At 71.2% G+C, this 15,001-nt stretch carries 19 protein-coding genes; 8 read left to right on the forward strand and 11 right to left on the reverse strand.

Annotation, left to right across the window (positions count from 1 at the left end):
• Positions 1 to 9 precede the first annotated feature (9 nt).
• Positions 10 to 1,206 (forward strand): sensor histidine kinase, encoded by a 1,197-nt coding sequence (locus tag E5082_RS21655; RefSeq protein WP_190045433.1) that lies wholly within the window; start codon positions 10 to 12, stop codon positions 1,204 to 1,206.
• A gap of 4 nt (positions 1,207 to 1,210) precedes the next feature.
• On the opposite strand, the gene E5082_RS32450 is transcribed toward E5082_RS21655, so the two are convergent.
• Positions 1,211 to 1,384: a hypothetical protein gene (locus E5082_RS32450; protein ID WP_167514114.1), complete on the reverse strand. Its 174-nt coding sequence runs from the start codon at positions 1,382 to 1,384 to the stop codon at positions 1,211 to 1,213.
• Between the two features lie 182 nt (positions 1,385 to 1,566).
• On the opposite strand from E5082_RS32450, the gene E5082_RS21660 reads away from it, so the two are divergent.
• Positions 1,567 to 2,751 carry a baeRF3 domain-containing protein gene (locus tag E5082_RS21660; RefSeq protein WP_135792908.1) on the forward strand — a complete coding sequence of 395 codons (1,185 nt, stop codon included), beginning with the start codon at positions 1,567 to 1,569 and terminating at the stop codon, positions 2,749 to 2,751.
• Here E5082_RS21660 and E5082_RS21665 read toward each other — a convergent pair.
• A complete protein-coding gene (locus E5082_RS21665; RefSeq protein ID WP_135792909.1) occupies positions 2,741 to 3,646 on the reverse strand; it encodes a LysR substrate-binding domain-containing protein in 906 nt (301 codons plus the stop codon). The genes E5082_RS21660 and E5082_RS21665 overlap by 11 nt on opposite strands.
• Positions 3,647 to 3,782: 136 nt before the next feature.
• Between E5082_RS21665 and E5082_RS21670 the strand changes: the two genes are divergently transcribed.
• The 3 genes from E5082_RS21670 to E5082_RS21680 are packed head-to-tail and all read left to right on the forward strand — an operon-like array spanning position 3,783 to position 5,896.
• Positions 3,783 to 4,793 carry an aldo/keto reductase gene (locus E5082_RS21670; RefSeq protein ID WP_135792910.1) on the forward strand — a complete coding sequence of 337 codons (1,011 nt, stop codon included), beginning with the start codon at positions 3,783 to 3,785 and terminating at the stop codon, positions 4,791 to 4,793.
• Positions 4,794 to 4,813: 20 nt separating this feature from the next.
• A complete protein-coding gene (locus E5082_RS21675) occupies positions 4,814 to 5,236 on the forward strand; it encodes an SRPBCC family protein (RefSeq protein ID WP_135792911.1) in 423 nt (140 codons plus the stop codon).
• A gap of 45 nt (positions 5,237 to 5,281) precedes the next feature.
• Positions 5,282 to 5,896 carry a class I SAM-dependent methyltransferase gene (locus E5082_RS21680; protein ID WP_135792912.1) on the forward strand — a complete coding sequence of 205 codons (615 nt, stop codon included), beginning with the start codon at positions 5,282 to 5,284 and terminating at the stop codon, positions 5,894 to 5,896.
• Here E5082_RS21680 and E5082_RS21685 read toward each other — a convergent pair.
• On the reverse strand, positions 5,785 to 6,885 hold the full coding sequence (locus tag E5082_RS21685) for an SDR family NAD(P)-dependent oxidoreductase (protein WP_135792913.1): 1,101 nt from the start codon (positions 6,883 to 6,885) through the stop codon (positions 5,785 to 5,787). The two genes, E5082_RS21680 and E5082_RS21685, sit on opposite strands and share 112 nt — an antisense overlap.
• Before the next feature lie 117 nt (positions 6,886 to 7,002).
• Here E5082_RS21685 and E5082_RS21690 point away from each other — a divergent pair, with 117 nt between their 5' ends.
• Both E5082_RS21690 and E5082_RS21695 read left to right on the forward strand, forming a co-directional pair.
• The gene (locus E5082_RS21690; RefSeq protein ID WP_135792914.1) at positions 7,003 to 7,521 is read left to right on the forward strand and encodes an SRPBCC family protein; all 519 of its coding nucleotides are present in this window, start codon (positions 7,003 to 7,005) and stop codon (positions 7,519 to 7,521) included.
• Positions 7,522 to 7,596: 75 nt separating this feature from the next.
• Positions 7,597 to 9,921 (forward strand): FdhF/YdeP family oxidoreductase, encoded by a 2,325-nt coding sequence (locus E5082_RS21695; protein ID WP_135792915.1) that lies wholly within the window; start codon positions 7,597 to 7,599, stop codon positions 9,919 to 9,921.
• A gap of 18 nt (positions 9,922 to 9,939) precedes the next feature.
• Here the strand turns inward: E5082_RS21695 and E5082_RS21700 are convergent, their stop codons facing one another.
• From E5082_RS21700 to E5082_RS21735, 8 genes are all read right to left on the reverse strand, one after another.
• A complete protein-coding gene (locus tag E5082_RS21700; protein ID WP_135792916.1) occupies positions 9,940 to 10,350 on the reverse strand; it encodes a gas vesicle protein K in 411 nt (136 codons plus the stop codon).
• Entirely contained in the window at positions 10,340 to 10,582 is a 243-nt protein-coding gene (locus E5082_RS21705; RefSeq protein WP_086691471.1) for a gas vesicle protein, read from the reverse strand. The genes E5082_RS21700 and E5082_RS21705 overlap by 11 nt, the downstream gene beginning before the upstream one ends.
• A complete protein-coding gene (locus tag E5082_RS21710) occupies positions 10,579 to 11,385 on the reverse strand; it encodes a GvpL/GvpF family gas vesicle protein (RefSeq protein ID WP_135792917.1) in 807 nt (268 codons plus the stop codon). Before E5082_RS21710 ends, E5082_RS21705 begins: the two co-directional genes overlap by 4 nt.
• A complete protein-coding gene (locus tag E5082_RS33005) occupies positions 11,378 to 11,920 on the reverse strand; it encodes a gas vesicle protein (RefSeq protein ID WP_229919019.1) in 543 nt (180 codons plus the stop codon). The genes E5082_RS21710 and E5082_RS33005 overlap by 8 nt, the downstream gene beginning before the upstream one ends.
• A 63-nt stretch (positions 11,921 to 11,983) precedes the next feature.
• Positions 11,984 to 12,232, reverse strand: coding sequence for a gas vesicle protein GvpG (locus E5082_RS21720; RefSeq protein WP_135792918.1), 249 nt, complete (start codon positions 12,230 to 12,232; stop codon positions 11,984 to 11,986).
• Between the two features lie 15 nt (positions 12,233 to 12,247).
• Positions 12,248 to 12,961 (reverse strand): GvpL/GvpF family gas vesicle protein, encoded by a 714-nt coding sequence (locus E5082_RS21725; RefSeq protein WP_135792919.1) that lies wholly within the window; start codon positions 12,959 to 12,961, stop codon positions 12,248 to 12,250.
• 3 nt (positions 12,962 to 12,964) lie between these two features.
• Complete coding sequence (locus E5082_RS21730) at positions 12,965 to 13,432, reverse strand: gas vesicle structural protein GvpA (RefSeq protein WP_190045428.1); 468 nt, start codon at positions 13,430 to 13,432, stop codon at positions 12,965 to 12,967.
• Between the two features lie 24 nt (positions 13,433 to 13,456).
• The gene (locus E5082_RS21735; RefSeq protein WP_135792920.1) at positions 13,457 to 13,807 is read right to left on the reverse strand and encodes a gas vesicle protein GvpO; all 351 of its coding nucleotides are present in this window, start codon (positions 13,805 to 13,807) and stop codon (positions 13,457 to 13,459) included.
• A gap of 288 nt (positions 13,808 to 14,095) precedes the next feature.
• Here E5082_RS21735 and E5082_RS21740 point away from each other — a divergent pair, with 288 nt between their 5' ends.
• Entirely contained in the window at positions 14,096 to 14,998 is a 903-nt protein-coding gene (locus tag E5082_RS21740) for a histone protein (RefSeq protein ID WP_135792921.1), read from the forward strand.
• Positions 14,999 to 15,001 lie beyond the last annotated feature (3 nt).

The following is a 15,001-nucleotide window of genomic DNA, read 5'->3' on the forward strand; positions in this document are numbered from 1 at the left end:
GTGGCGGACTTGAGTGTGCTCGGGGTGTTGCTGCTGGCTGTCGCGGGGCTCGGGTTGTTCGTGCTGGGGGCCGCGCTGGGGCATGTCGCGCTTCGGCGGCAGCAGGCGAATCCGGCGGGCCCCGGTACCCCCGTCGAGCAGGCCACCTTCCACACCCTGCACACCGCCTCGCTGGCCGCGCCCCCGCTGCGGGCCGGGCTGACGCCGGACACCGCCCGGAAGGCGGCCCGGCGGCTGCGGCCCCTGCTCGGCAGCGGGGCGCTGGCGCTCGCCGACGAGGAGGCCGTGCTCGCGTGGGACGGGGTGGGGGAGCACCATCGCGCCCAGGTCACCGAGCGGCTGGCCGCCGTGGTGCGGGCGGGGCGTACCCAGAGGGTGGAACTGGACTGTGCGCACGCCGGCTGCGCCGTACGTCAGGGAGTGCTCGCGCCGTTGACCGTGGACGGCCGGGTCACCGGGGTGCTCGCCGCGTTCGGGGACGGGGACTCCGGCGGGCTGCGCCGGGCCGCAGAGGAGGTCGCCCGCTGGGTCTCCGTACAGCTCGAACTCGTCGATCTGGACCGGGCCCGCTCCAGTGTGATCGAGGCCGAGATCCGCGCCCTGCGCGCCCAGATCTCCCCCCACTTCATCTACAACTCCCTGGCCAGTATCGCCTCCTTCGTGCGCACCGACCCCGAGCGGGCGCGCGAACTCCTGCTGGAGTTCGCGGACTTCACCCGTTACTCGTTCCGCCGGGGCGGCGACTTCACCACGCTCGCCGAGGAGTTGCGCTCCATCGAGCAGTACCTCGAACTCGCCCGCGCCCGCTTCGGCCGCCGCCTCGAGGTCACCCTGCGGATCGCGCCCGAGGTGCTGCCGGTGACCCTGCCGTTCCTGTGCTTGCAGCCGCTCGTGGAGAACGCGCTCAAACACGGCCTGGAGGAGTCCGCCGAGCGCGGCCGCATCACGATCGTCGCGGAGGACGAGGGCACCGAGGCCCGCGTGGTCATCGAGGACAACGGCGTGGGCATGGAACCGGACCGTCTGCGCGCCCTGCTGCGGGGCACCGCCGGACCCGACACGGGCATCGGCCTGAGCAACGTCGACCGTCGGCTGCGCCAGGTGTACGGAGACCCGTACGGCCTGGTCATCGAGACCGGCGTGGGTGCCGGCACGAAGATCACCGTACGGGTCCCGAAGTTCCGCCCCGGCTCGCGCCAGGGGTGAACGGTCAGGTCCAGCGGCCGTCGGACTGCTTGCGCTGCTGCTGCTGGCGCTGGTACTGCTGCTGGTCCTTCGCCTGGCGGGCGGCTGCCTCGGGGATCTGGGTGTGGTAGGAGAGCACCTTGCCCTGTCCCCGCGCGCCCAGGCCGCGCTGCCCCTTCATCGGAGAGTACCTGCGCATGACTCGGCTCCTTGCTCGCATCAGGTCTGCGTGTCCGGGGAGATGTGTCCAGGGAGGTCCAGTCACCGGTCTACAACGCCCGTTTCGTTACGGTTCATGGTATTCCCGCTCCGCCATTCGGGCGACCCGGTCGCGCCCCGTTTCGAGGTGCGGGCGCGGGGGCGCGGTGCGACGCTTACTTGGTGCATACCTCTGAGCTGACTCCTGAGATCCGTGCCGCTCTGAGCGAGCCGAGGCCGTATCCCGCCATCACTCTGGTGATGCCGACCGACCCGGACTTCCCCTTCAGCGAGAAGGACCGCATCATGCTGCGCGACCTCGTCACCGAGGCCAAGCGCCGTCTGGCGGAAGACCCGGACGTCTCGCGGGAGGCCCGGCTGGAACTGCGGAACCATGTGCTGGACACCGCGGCGATCGAGCAGGTGGCCGACCCCTTCCACCCGGACGACGCCATGGTGGTCTACGTGGCCACCGACGAACCGGTCCAGGTCTGGCAGATGACGTCCGTCGCGCCGGTGCGCCCGCGCGTGGAGTTCGCCGATGAGTTCCTGACGCGGTATCTGGTGGCCGCCGAGGAGCGGTCCCGGCCGTTCCTGGCGCTCGTGCTCGACCAGGAGATGTGCCGCCTCTACCACGGCTCGGTGAAACGCCTGGACGAGGTCGAGCACCACGGCTTCCCGTGCGAGCCGGAGATTCCGTCGCCGGAGGATGCGCTGCCCGGCCCGATCCCCCACGCCCCGCCGTACGAGGGGCACTGGGAGCGGCTCGAGCAGTACCTCCGCAGGGTCGACAAGCGGCTCGGCGACGCGATCGAGGAGCACGAGGGTGATCTGCCACTGTTCGTCATCGGCGGCGACAAGACCCTCTCGGCGTTCAGGGACGTCACCACGCACGGCGACATGATCGCGGGCACGCTGCCGCTGACCGGGATGGACAAGGACCGTCCCGCCGACCTGATGAAACGGCTGGAGCCGGTCCTCGCCGAGTTCCGTGAGAAGCAGGTCGCGGAGGCCCTCGACGCGCTGGGCGAGGCGCGCGGGCTCGGCAAGTACGCGGGCGGACCGCAGGAGGTCTGGACGGCCGTGGCGGACAAGCGGGTGGCGCTGCTGATCGTGGAGGAGGGGCTCGACCTCGCGGGCCGGATCACCGAGTACGGCCGGGTGCTGGAACTGGTCGAGGTGCCCGAGCCGGTCACGCTGCCCGAACCCAGGCCGGACGTCGAGCCGCCGCCGCACGCCCTGGGCGTGGCCACCGACATCGTCGACCAGTTGGTCGACCGCGCCGTCGACGCCGACTCCCAGGTCCTGTTCGTCCCCGACGGCACCCTCGCCGAGGCGGGGGGAGTGGCGGCCGTGCTCAGATACTGACCTGGTCGCGCGTGTCCAGCACGGTCGTACGGAACGCCGTGACCACGGGCCGGAGATCGATCCGGTGCCAGGCCGCCCACAGCCGAACGGACATGTCCAGCCAGGGCAGTTCGCGTACCGTCGCCCCCGCGACCGGGCCGCGGAGCATGCTCCGCTGGATCAGTGCCACCCCGAGCCCGGAGGCGACCAGCCCGAGCGCGGTCAGCGGCTCGGACGCCTCCAGCCGGATGTCGGGGGTGAACCCGGCGGCGGCGCAGGCGGCGATGAACTCGTCGCGCCAGGCCGGGCGTCGGCTGTTCTCCACCGCGATCCACGGCTGCGCCTCCAGGTCGGCCGGGGCCACCTCGGCCGACTCCGCGAGCGGGTGCCCGGTGGGCACGGCCAGCAGCAGCGGATCGTCCAGCAGCAACGCGGCCTTCAGGTCCGGGTCGTCCTCGGCGGGCGGTTCCGGGACCAGGGCGATGTCGAGGCTCCGCCTGCGCAGCCCCTCGAACTGCTCGGCGGCGGAGACGTTGTAGAGGGCGACGTGGATGCCGGGGCGTTCGTCGTGGAGTTCCCGGAGTGCGCGGGGGAGCACGCCGGTGTGCATGGCGTCGACCGTGTACCCGATGCACAGTCCGCCCTCCTCGCCCCGGCCGAGCCGGCGGCCCAGGTTCTCCAGGCGGTCGGCGTGCCGGAGCAGGGCCTTCGCCTCGGAGAGGAAGACCCGCCCGTCCGCGGTGAGCCGGATACGCTGCTGACCGCGCTCGAACAGGGTCAGGCCGAGGTTCTTCTCCAACTGGGCGATCTGGCGGCTGAGCGGTGACTGCGAGATGTGCAGGCGTTCGGCCGCGCGGCCCACGTGTTCCTCCTCGGCGACGACCACGAAATAGCGGAGCTGGCGTAGATCCAACATGTGAGACCTCCAGGGACTCAAGTGTGTCCAAGCAAGTCTTGGACAGTCTCAAGCATCGATCCTAGCCTCGACAGAGCAAGCAACGCGGACCAGCACAAGGCCCGCGAAACCCCGTAAAGGCAAGGATCACGCTCACATGGGTATCAAGTCCCTCCTCCCCGGCCCCCTGGGCTTCGGCACCGCCCCGCTCGGCAACATGTTCCGGGCCATCCCCGAGGAAGAGGCCGCCGCGACCGTCGCCGCCGCCTGGGACCAGGGCATCCGCTACTTCGACACGGCGCCCTTCTACGGCGCCGGGCTGTCGGAGATACGTCTCGGCGAGGCGCTCGCCGGGCGCCCGCGCGACGCGTACGTGCTCAGCACCAAGGTCGGCCGCGTCATCCACGACGAGGTCGAGGACCCGGCCGCCCGCGAGCTGGGCGAGAAGGGCGGGCTCTTCGAGCACGGGCGCCCCAACCGGATGACCGACGACTACACGGCCGACGCCACCCTCCGGTCCATCGAGGACAGCCTGAAGCGGCTGGGCACCGACCGGCTGGACATCGTCTGGGTCCACGACATCGCGCAGGACTTCCACGGCGACCAGTGGCTGGCACGGTACGAGAGTGCCCGCACCGGCGCGTTCCGGGTGCTGCAGAAGCTCCGCGACGAGGGCGTCATCAAGGCGTGGGGGCTCGGCGTCAACAAGGTCGAGCCGATCGAGCTGACCCTCGATCTCGACGAGCCGCGCCCGGACGCGTTCCTGCTGGCCGGCCGCTACACCCTGCTCGACCACGACCGCGCGCTCCAGCGGCTGCTTCCGGCCGCCGCCGAGCAGGGGGTCGACATGGTCGTCGGCGGCCCCTACAGCTCCGGGGTGCTCGCGGGCGGGCGGCACTTCGAGTACCAGGAGGCCCCGCCGGCCATCCTCGACAAGGTCGACCGGATCAAGGCGCTGGCCGAGCGGCACGGTGTGTCCATCAAGGCGGCGGCCCTCCAGTTCGCCCTGGCCCACCCCGCCACCGCCGCGGTCGTCCCCGGCGCGACCCGGCCCAGCCGTATCGCCGAGGACGTGGCCGCGCTGCACGAGACCGTCCCGGCCGCGTTCTGGACCGACCTGCGCGCGGAGAACCTCATCTCCGCCGCCGCCCCCGTCCCCACCGCCTGACCCCTGCAGGGAGAGACACCATGGCAAGCACGAGCACCCACATCGACGTCCCCCACACCCCCGACCATGTCTGGCACCTCGTCGGCGGCTTCGGCTCCCTGCCCGACTGGCTCCCCTACATCCCGGCCGGCACCCTGAGCGAGGGCGGGCGGGTCCGCACCCTCACCAACGCCGACGGCGACACCATCGTGGAACGCCTGACCGCCTTCGACGAGACCGCACGCACCTACACGTACACCATCCTGAAGGCCCCCTTCGCCGTCACCGACTACCTCTCCACCCTCACCGTCCACCCCCTCCCGACCCCGGGCACGGCCCGCATCGAGTGGTCCGGCACCTTCACCCCGACGGAACTCACGGACGAGGAGGCCGTCGCCCTGTTCCACGGCATCTACACCGAGGGACTGGCAGCCCTGGAACGCACGCTGCGCGAGCAGGCGTAGTCTCCGGCCGCACCGGCGGGGCCGCTTCCTCCCTACGATGCCGACATGCAGACCCCGGACCCGTACTGGAACACCAACGTCGCCCGCCACCCCGGTGTCCTGCGCCAGGTGCCGCCGGGCTGCGGTGACGCGCTGGACGTCGGCTGCGGGGACGGGCTGCTGGCGCGCAAGCTCGCGGCCCGCGTGCCGCGCGTCACCGGGGTCGACATGTCACCGGAGATGATCGCCCGCGCCCGCGGGCTCTCCGGCGGGCAGCCGGGCCTGCGGTTAGTCCAGGGCGACTTCCTGACCGCCGATCTCCCCGCCGAGGGGTACGACTTCATCTGCTCGGTGACCGCCGTCCACCACATGGACTTCACCGGCGCCCTGCTCAGGATGCGGCAGCTGCTGCGACCTGGCGGCACCCTGGTGATCGTGGGGCTCGCGCGGGAGAAGAGCGTCGGCGAGTGGGCGGCCTTTCTCGCGGCGGCTCCCGTCATGCGGGTCACCAAGGCCCTGCGCCGGGCGGCCACGCCGGAGGGGATGCCGGTGGCCGACGCGGAGATGAGCTACGGGGAAGTGCGCGGCACCGCGCGGGAGCTGTTGCCCGGGGTGGGGTATCGGCGGCATGTGCTGCGCCGGTACTCCCTCACCTGGCGTAAACCCCTCACGCGCTGGTAGGCGGTCCCGGTGTCCGCTGGTTGTAGCGGTGGGCGGCTCGGTCGTTCAGGGCTCGGCCGGCCTTGTTGAGGGCTCGGTGCCAGGGGGTCCGGGGAGAGCCGAGGGCATGGCCCTGGCGCAGGGGGTGGGGGGTGTCGTCGGCCGGGGGGTGGGGGGAGGGTGCGGGCGGCCAGGCCGGTGGCCCGGGTCGTCGCGGTGGGGGCCACGCCGTGGGCCACCGAGGCGAGGCGGGCCGCGGGGGTGAGGACCGCGCGGGTACGGCGGCGCTCCACCGCCTGGACGACCTTCTCCGCGGCACGCTCCGCGTCCATGGACAGCACCGGCGTGCCCGAGAGGGTGGAGAACCATGCGTACTCCTCCTCCGCCTGCCCGCCGAACTCCGCCTGGAGATGCGAGCCGGTGCGCATCAGACCCGGATGGACCGTGGTCACGCTCACGGCGCTGCCGGCCGTCTCCGCCTGGAGCCCCTCGCCCAGCGCCCGTACCGCCGCCTTGGCGCAGGAGTAGGGGAGAAGGTGCGGCGGGGAGACCAGCGCGCCGACCGAGCCGATCAGGCCCAGGCGGCCGCCGTGCGGGCTGCGGCGCAGATGGGGGAGGGCGGCCAGGCAGGTGTACAGCGTGCCGTCGAAGATCGTCGCCATGGCGTCGTGGAAGGCGCGGCTGCCCGCCGTCTCGGCCGGGGCGACCTGGATGACACCCGCGTTGGCGATCACCACGTCCAGCCCGCCGTGCGCCGCCGCGGCCTCGTCGACCGCCGCCGTCACCGCCTCCTCGTCCCGTACGTCGCACACCACCGCGCGGACCGTACGGCCGGTGCGGTGGCGTATCCAGCCCATCGCCCGGCCCAACTCCTCCGAGTCCCTGGCGAGTATCGTCACCTCGCATCCGCGGCCCGCGAGTTGCCCGGCGATCAACAGCCCCAGCCCCCGGGAACCCCCGGTGACCAGCGCGGACATCCCCTGGGACAGGGTGTCTCCGCTCCGCGTCATGTCCTCACCTCTCGCTGAGAAGCTCGCAGATGCGGCTTTGGCGGCGCTCTTCCGCTGTGGCGACGGGTGCGTGGTCCGGCGAGACTGAACGCATCCGTGCCTGGAAGCAGGTGGACCATGAGCAGCATCGAAGTGTCGGTCGAGGTCCGAGTACCCGTCCGCACCGCGTACGACCAGTGGACCCAGTTCAAGAGCTTTCCCCGGATCATGAACGCCGTGCAGCGGGTGGACCAGATCGGCCCCGCGATGACCCGGTGGAGGGTGAAGACGGGACTCCTCACCAAGGAGTTCATGGCCGAGATCGTGGAGCAGGAACCGGATTCGCACATCGCCTGGCGCAGTGTGGAACGCCCACCCTGGCTGTGGGGCCAGGTGTCCTTCCGCGCGGCCGCTCCGGACCGCACCGTGATCACGGTGAACATGCACATCGAGCCGCACGGGCTCAGCGGCCGGCTGCCGGACTCGGCGAAACGGGCCCGCAAGCTCGTCCGCGAGTCGCTGGAGAACTTCAAGGAGTTCATCGAGGGCCTCGGCGACGCCAGCGGCGCCTGGCGGGGCTCCATCCACAACGGCCGGGTCTCGCCCGCCGAGCCGAACCCGCCCAGGAGCCGCGTCCCCAAGTGGCCCGTCGGCTGACCCCTGGCCGACGCGCCACCCCGGACGACCGAGCGGCCTTCTGCGTGCCGCAGGACAGAGCGAGAGGCATTTCCCATGAAGAAGGCGCCGAAGCACGAGCCGGACGAGCCGCTGACCGTCAGCCCGCCCAAGAAGTGGGCGGCGGGCGTCCCGGCGGTGACGCACGCCCTGGAGTACTCCCTCGACCAGACATCGCTGCGCACCACGGCGACGACGCTGCTGACCATGAACCAGGTCGGCGGCATCGACTGTCCCGGCTGCGCCTGGGCCGACCCGGCACCGGGCCACCGGCACATGAACGAGTACTGCGAGAACGGTGCCAAGCACATCAACGACGAGGCCACCGGGCGCCGAGTCACCCGCGAGTTCTTCCGCGCCCACCCCGTCTCCTGGCTCAACGAACAGTCCGACCTCTGGCTCAACCAGCAGGGCCGCCTCACCGAGCCGATGATCAAGCGGGCCGACTCGGACTACTACGAGCCGATCAGCTGGGCCGACGCGCTGGACCTGCTCGCCGACGAGCTGAAGTCCCTGGACTCGCCGGACGAAGCCTGCTTCTACACCTCGGGCCGGGCCAGCAACGAGTCGGCGTTCGTGCTCCAGCTCTTCGCCCGCGCCTTCGGCACCAACAACCTGCCCGACTGCAGCAACCTGTGCCACGAGACCAGCGGCTTCGGCCTGCACGAGACGCTCGGCACCGGCAAGGGCACCGTCTCGCTGGACGACATCCACCAGTCCGACCTGATCTTCCTCGTCGGCCAGAACCCGGCGACGAACCACCCGCGCCAGTTGTCGGCGCTCGAGGAGTGCAAGGACAACGGCGGCAAGATCATCTCGGTGAACACCCTGCCCGAGGCCGGTCTGATGCGGTTCAAGAACCCGCAGCAGGTCCGGGGCGTGATCGGCGACGGCGTCCAGATCTCCGACCAGTTCCTGCACATCCGCAGCGGCGGCGACCTGGCCCTCTTCCAGGGCCTCAACAAACTGCTGCTGGAGGCCGAGGACGCCAACCCCGGCACGGTCCTCGACCACGACTTCATCGCCAGGTACACCTCCGGCTTCGAGGAGTTCGCCCAGCACGCCCGCAGCATCTCGTGGGACGACATCCTCACCGCCACCCAGCTCACCCGGGAGGAGATCGAGGAGGCCCATGACCACGTCATGCACGCGGGCCGCGTGATCGTCTGCTGGGCCATGGGCGTCACCCAGCAGCGGCAGGGCGTGCCGACCGTCCGCGAGATCGTCAACTTCCTGATGCTGCGCGGCAACCTGGGCCGGGTCGGCTGCGGCGCCAGCCCCGTGCGCGGGCACAGCAACGTCCAGGGCGACCGCACCATGGGCGTGTGGGAGCAGATGCCCGACGAGTTCCTGGACGCCCTGAAGTCCGAGTTCCGCTTCGAGCCGCCCCGCCACCACGGCTACGACGCGGTGAAGGCCGTCAAGGCGATGGCCGAGGGCAAGGTCAAGGTCTTCCTCTCGCTGGCCGGCAACTTCGTACGCGCCGCCCCCGACACCGAGGTCACCGACGCGGCCATGCGCCGCTGCAAGATCACCGCGCAGATCTCCACCAAGCTCAGCAAGGCGCACACCGTCACCGGCGAGACCGCGCTGATCCTGCCCTGCCTCGGCCGCACCGAGATCGACATCCAGTCGGGCGGCGTCCAGTTCGTCACGGTGGAGAACACCTCCAGCGAGGTGCACACCTCGTTCGGCAAGCTCCGCCCCGCCTCCCGGCTGCTGCTCAGCGAGGTCGCCATCCTGTGCCGGCTGGCCAATCGCACCCTCGGCGACAAGGTCGACATCCCCTGGCTGGAGTTCGAGGCGGACTACGGCAACATCCGCGACCGGGTGGCCCAGATCATTCCGGGCTTCTACGACTTCAACCGGCGGGTCGCCCGGCCGGGCGGCATCAAGCTGCCCAACCCGGTCAACGAGGGCGTGTACGCCACCGCCACCGGCAAGGCCATGTTCACCGTCAACGACTGGGACATGTCCGCGGCGCCCCCCGGCCATCTGATCCTGCAGAGCACGCGCTCGCACGACCAGTGGAACACCATCCCCTACACCAACAACGACCGCTACCGCGGTATCCACGGCCGGCGCAACATCATCATGATCAACCCGGAGGACATGGTCGATCTGGGCCTGGTCCGGGGACAGTTCGTGGACATCATCGGCGTCTGGCACGACGACGTCGACCGCCGGGTGGAGGGCTTCGAGGTCATCCCCTACCCCACCAGCCGGGGATGCGCGGCCGCGTACTACCCGGAGGTGCAGCCGCTGGTCCCGCTCGACAGCGTCGCGGCGATCAGCAACCAGCCCACCTCCAAGGGGATCGTGGTCCGGCTCGAACCGGGCACCCCGCCCCCCGGCACCAAGCCCACCGAATGGCACGACTGAACGCCGCCGCTGCCGCCCTCACTCCGGGGGCGGCAGCAGCGTGCCCAGCGGACCCAGGTCGAGGTTGAGGTCGTCCATCGTCAGCCCGTAGCGCGCACACAGACCGGTCATCCGGTCGTGGAGGAGCATCAGCGTCGTCCCCAGGCGCTCCTCCTCCTCCTCGGTCAGGTCGCCCTCGTCGACGCGGTTGAGCGCCTGGCGCTCCATGAGCTGACGCAGCAGCTCGACCAGGGTGAGAACCAGCTTCATCAGGTCCCGCTCCACCGTGTCCGGATCGGCGGTGATCCGGCGCGCCGGTACGGACGCCCGCCCGTCGGGGGCCGGCAGGTCACCGGGCGCCGCGGGCAGCAGCCGGAACGCCCGCTCGGCCGCCGCCGCGACCTCCGCCCTGCGCCGGTCCGGGCCGCCGCGCTCCTCGTCAGCCGTCATCGCCCCGCCCCTCGATCCGCCTCGGCTCCGTGAACGGCGACGGCACCTCCGCGCTGATGGACACGATCAGCGCCCGCAGCGAGACCCGTACCAGGTCGATGCCGGCGATGGAGAGCACCACGTCGCCGGTGAGGACCACCCCGCCGCTCAGCAGGCGGTCCAGCAGGTCGATGAGCGCGACCTGCCGCTGCGCCAGCGGCTCGGTCGCGGCCCGGCGTTCGGGCGTGGTCACGGCCCTGCCCCCGCCGCGTCGCCGGTCTCCTCGGGTCCCATGGCGAACGAGTACGGCGCCCACGGACCGGTGATCTCGACCCGCACCCCCGCGAGCCCGTCCGCCGCCCGCGCCACCTCGGCCCGGAACGCCTCGCCCCGCTCCAGCGGCACCAGATACGCGTCGTTGACCACGTTCTCGCCCGCCGCTTCCGCGAGCGCCCCCTGCTGCACCCGGTGCCGGGCCCGCTCACTGGCGTACGCGCGCCCCGCCGCCTCGATGCCCTCGGCCGCCCGCCGGGCCGCCTGGTGGGCGGTGTCCCGGTGGCGCTGCTGCTGCCGGCGGCCGCGCAGGTACGAGCGTCCGGGGCTCAACTGAGTGTCGGCGGGGGCGGGAGGTGGCTCCGGCGCGGCCGAGGGGTCCACGTAGACCTTCACGCCCCACTCGACGTGCCCCGCGAGCCGTGCCAGCCGGTCCGTGAACAACTCGCGTCCCGCCTCCAGCACTTCGCGCGCCCGGGTGTCGTCCAGATACACGGTGGCCAGGCGCAGCGGCAGCACGGTGGTGTACGCGGCGACCGCCTCCACGACCCCGTGGTGGGCGCGGGCCACCGCGCTCAGCCAGTCCAGGTCCTCCAGCCTGCGGCGCAACGCCTCCTCCCGGAAGTCCTCCGCCGGTACCGAACTGGCCAGCAGGGCGAGGCCGTTGCCATCGGAAATCAGATGCACGGGGGCGCCGACCACGCCCTCCAGCGCGGCCAGCCGCTCCGCCAGGGCGTCGTCGGTGCGGGTCACGCCGTAGACGTACGTCATGAGATCACTCATCGCGGCTCCGCTTCCGGCGGCGGGCGGGGCGCGGAGCGGGTTCGGGCTCGGGTTCGGGCTCCGGTTCCTCTTCCTCCAGCTCTGCCTCTTCCACCTCTTCCTCTTCGGGCTCCTCTTCCTCTTCGGGCTCCTCTTCCTCCTCGGCGTACTCCTCCGGCTCCTCGGTGTAGTCCTCCGGCTCGACCTCCAGCAGCTCCTCCGGTTCTCTGAGCGCGGCGAGTTCGGCCCGCAGGCGGCGGTTCTCCTCGGCGAGCGAGCGCTCGTCACCCCTGGCCCGCGAGGAGAGCGAGGGGTCGTGCTCCCACCAGTCGATGCCCATCTCCTTCGCCTTGTCGACGGAGGCGACCAGCAGCCGGAGTTTGATCGTCAGCAGCTCGATGTCGAGCAGGTTGATCTGGATGTCGCCCGCGATCACGATGCCCTTGTCCAGGACGCGTTCGAGGATGTCGGCGAGGTTGGCGGACGAGCCCTGCCCGTAGGGCTGCGCCGCCCGCGAGGGGGTGGGGCCGAGCCGGTTGCCCAGTGGTTCACTCACGATGGTGGCCTCGCGTTCCCAAGTGCCGGATCAGGACAGTGCGGGATCAGGCCCAGTGCCGGATCAGGACGGCTGTCCGCGGAAGTTCCGTATCTCCTCCAGCCGGTCGAGCAGTTCGTCCTCCCGCCGGTCGAACGTCTCCTCGTCGATCTCCCCGGCGAGCAACCGCTTCTCCAGCGCGGCGAGTTCGGCGTGGATGGGGGCGGGGTCGTAGTACTCGTCCTCGGCCGCCTCCAGGACGCGTTCGACCACCCAGCCGACGCCGCGCACCGGCGCCAGCGGGAGGGTGAGGATCTGGGTGAGCAGGCCCATGGAACCCCTCGCCTCTCAGACGAAGCTGTACGGCGGGAGCGGGCCGTTCAGCCGGAAGTCGAGCCCTTCGCCGAGCTGGTGGGCGACGCTCAGCTCCGTGGTGAGGAAAGCCTCTTCCTGGTCGTCGGCCACCAGGAAGGACACGTTGAGGAAGTCCGACCCGGTCGGCTGCGTGGAGTCCACGTCACGTGCGAAGGGACGCAGTGCCTCGACCACCCCGGCGCCCAGCGCCTCCTGACGGGCCTGCACCTCCTGGGCCACCAGCTCACCGAGCCGCATCGCCGCCGACGGGTCGGCGGTTCCGTTGCGGATGTCGTCGTTGAGCTGCCGGGCCGGAGGCGACTCGGCGAGGATCTGGCGCAGCAGGGAGTCCTCGTCCTGCGCCACCTTCAGGTTGTACTCGGCGCAGCCCGCCAGCTCCAGGAGCCGGTCGGTGTATTCCTCGGCCCGCTCCTCCAGCGCCGACCGCACCTCGTCGTCGGTCGCCGCCACCAGGCCGAACCGCAGGGGCAGTACGGTGCCGTCGGCCATGAGCCGTTCCTGCACCTCCTGATGCGCGCCGACGTCCCGCCGCTTCGGGCGCAGATCCTCGGGCGCGTCGCTGACCACCGCGCACAGCGACCCGGCGGTCACCGCCCGCAGCGGGCCGGGGGACTCGCCGACGCCGCGCAGGCCGTCGAGGCGCAGCGGGTGCTGCTTGTCGGTGACGGAGTAGACGTAGACGCCCATCGCTCATTCCCTCTCACGGGTCGAGGTCCGCTTGGAGGCACGTTTGGCCGGCCGCCGCTTCCGCACGGGTTCCCGCTCCTCTTCTTCTTCGTCCTCGTCGTCACTGTCACCACCGGTGACCGCCTTGAGGGAGTCGGTGATCGCCTCGGCGGCTCCGCTCAGCGCGCCCTTGGACTTGCCCTTGGCGCCGCTCTCCACGGTGTCGCCGACGATGTCGGTGAGCTGGGCCGGAGCCTTGCGCCCGGTCTCCAGGTCCAGCCGGTTGCACGCCTCCGCGAAGCGCAGGTACGTATCCACGCTGGCCACGACGACACGGGCGTCGATCTTCAGTATCTCGATGCCCACCAGGGACACGCGGACGAAGATGTCGATCACCAGGCCGCGGTCCAGGATGAGTTCCAGGACGTCGTAGAGGCTGCCGCTGCCACCGCCGCGGGCGACATCGCCTCCGCCTTGCGGCACCACGGTCATGGTGCCTCCCTTCACCGGCGGGTCTCAGCCGCGCCGGTCGATCTGCCCCCGGGTGTAGCGGCGCGTGCGCTCGTAGGCCACGAGGTCGCCCTCCTTGTCGAGGGAGACGCGGTAGGTCGCCATCACGCTGGTCGTGTCGGGCACTCGCTCCAGTTCGAGCACCTCTATGTCGGCCTCCCAACCGTCGTTCGTCGGTTTCAGCGCCGAGACGGAATCCGGGGCCCGGCCGAGCAGCTCCGTGAGCTGCTCGGCCGCGGTCCGCATCGCCCAGGCCGGGCCCTTGGACGGGCGGTGGCGCGGCTCGCCGGCCGGTCGCCGGCCGGTGGCCCGACTGCTGCCGGTCCGCCGCTTGGCGGGCTCTTCTGCTGCGGCCATGGTCTCTCCGGTGGTCGAAGCGGTCTCTCCGGCAGAGCCGGAGCGGGCGCCAGATTCCACGCGCGAACATACAATTTCAGCATATAGGGTTATAAGTCGCAGCAGCGTCGGCCGGCTCTTCGCGGGCCCGCCCCAACCGCGTGCGCGGCTCTGCCGGAGTCCCGGCGCGGCGCACGATGTGCGCGATGTGCGCGATGTGCGCGATCCCTTCTTCCTCGATCGCGGGCCGGGTCGGGGTGCCGGCCGGAACCCCGTTTCTTTCCTGACCCTTTCGAAAGGAACCGGTTCATGAATGACACGACCAAGGTCGCTCTCGCCACCGCAGTCGCGGGCGGCTATGTGCTCGGACGTACGAAGAAGGGACGCCTCGCCTTCGCGCTGGCGACCTATCTCGCCGGCCGCCGTACCGGCCTCAACCCCCAGGCGCTGCTGAGCGAGGGCCTCGGCAAGCTCGGCGGGGTGCCGGGCGTGCAGGAACTCAACGAACAGGTGCGCGGCGAACTGCTCAACGCCGGCCGCAAGGCGCTGACCGCCGCCGCCGACCGTCGCCTCGGCGACCTCGCCGAGTCCCTCCGCGAGCGCACCCAGCGCCTCGGCCAGAAGAAGGACGAGAAGCCGGAAGAGGCCGAGGAGTCGGAGGAGCCCGAGGAGGAAGAGGAGAACGGCGAAGCCGAGGGCGAGGAGAACGGCGAGGAGTACGAGGACGAGGCCGAGGAGCCTGAGGAGGAGCCCGAGGAGGAAGAGGACTTCGAGGCCGAGGAGGAGGCCGAGGGGCCCGAGAAGGAGGCCGAGGGGCCCGAGGAGGAGGCCGAGGGGCCCGAGGAAGAAGAGGAGGGCGAAGAGGAGGACTTCGGGGAGGAAGAGGAGGAGGAACCCGAAGAGGAGCCCGAGGAGCCCGAGGAGGAAGAGGAGCCGGAGGAGGAGCCCGAGAAGCCGCCCCGCCGTCGGCCCGCCGCGAAGAAGCAGCCCGCCAAGAAGTCCGCGCCCGCGAAGAAGCAGGCCGCGAAGAAGGCTCCCGCCAAGAAGGCCCCGGCGAAGAAGTCCGCCCCGCCGGCCAAGAAGCAGGCGGCGAAGAAGGCTCCCGCGAAGAAGTCGGCCCCGGCCAGGAAGCAGGCGGCGAAGAAGGCTCCCGCGAAGAAGGCCCCGGCCAAGAAGCAGGCCGCCAAGAAGACCACCGGGCGGCGGAGGTAGGCC

The organism is Streptomyces griseoluteus (assembly GCF_004784465.1).
GTDB lineage: Bacteria > Actinomycetota > Actinomycetes > Streptomycetales > Streptomycetaceae > Streptomyces > Streptomyces griseoluteus.

Bases quoted from the DNA above. Each gene is read 5' to 3' on its own strand.
- E5082_RS32450 (WP_167514114.1), bottom strand. From the start codon at position 1,384: ATGCGCAGGTACTCTCCGATGAAGGGGCAGCGCGGCCTGGGCGCGCGG.
- E5082_RS21665 (WP_135792909.1), bottom strand. From the start codon at position 3,646: ATGTTGGATCTACGCCAGCTCCGCTATTTCGTGGTCGTCGCCGAGGAG.
- E5082_RS21670 (WP_135792910.1), top strand. From the start codon at position 3,783: ATGGGTATCAAGTCCCTCCTCCCCGGCCCCCTGGGCTTCGGCACCGCC.
- E5082_RS21675 (WP_135792911.1), top strand. From the start codon at position 4,814: ATGGCAAGCACGAGCACCCACATCGACGTCCCCCACACCCCCGACCAT.
- E5082_RS21680 (WP_135792912.1), top strand. From the start codon at position 5,282: ATGCAGACCCCGGACCCGTACTGGAACACCAACGTCGCCCGCCACCCC.
- E5082_RS21685 (WP_135792913.1), bottom strand. From the start codon at position 6,885: ATGACGCGGAGCGGAGACACCCTGTCCCAGGGGATGTCCGCGCTGGTC.
- E5082_RS21690 (WP_135792914.1), top strand. From the start codon at position 7,003: ATGAGCAGCATCGAAGTGTCGGTCGAGGTCCGAGTACCCGTCCGCACC.
- E5082_RS21695 (WP_135792915.1), top strand. From the start codon at position 7,597: ATGAAGAAGGCGCCGAAGCACGAGCCGGACGAGCCGCTGACCGTCAGC.
- E5082_RS21700 (WP_135792916.1), bottom strand. From the start codon at position 10,350: ATGACGGCTGACGAGGAGCGCGGCGGCCCGGACCGGCGCAGGGCGGAG.
- E5082_RS21710 (WP_135792917.1), bottom strand. From the start codon at position 11,385: ATGAGTGATCTCATGACGTACGTCTACGGCGTGACCCGCACCGACGAC.
- E5082_RS21720 (WP_135792918.1), bottom strand. From the start codon at position 12,232: ATGGGCCTGCTCACCCAGATCCTCACCCTCCCGCTGGCGCCGGTGCGC.
- E5082_RS21725 (WP_135792919.1), bottom strand. From the start codon at position 12,961: ATGGGCGTCTACGTCTACTCCGTCACCGACAAGCAGCACCCGCTGCGC.
- E5082_RS21730 (WP_190045428.1), bottom strand. From the start codon at position 13,432: ATGACCGTGGTGCCGCAAGGCGGAGGCGATGTCGCCCGCGGCGGTGGC.
- E5082_RS21735 (WP_135792920.1), bottom strand. From the start codon at position 13,807: ATGGCCGCAGCAGAAGAGCCCGCCAAGCGGCGGACCGGCAGCAGTCGG.
- E5082_RS21740 (WP_135792921.1), top strand. From the start codon at position 14,096: ATGAATGACACGACCAAGGTCGCTCTCGCCACCGCAGTCGCGGGCGGC.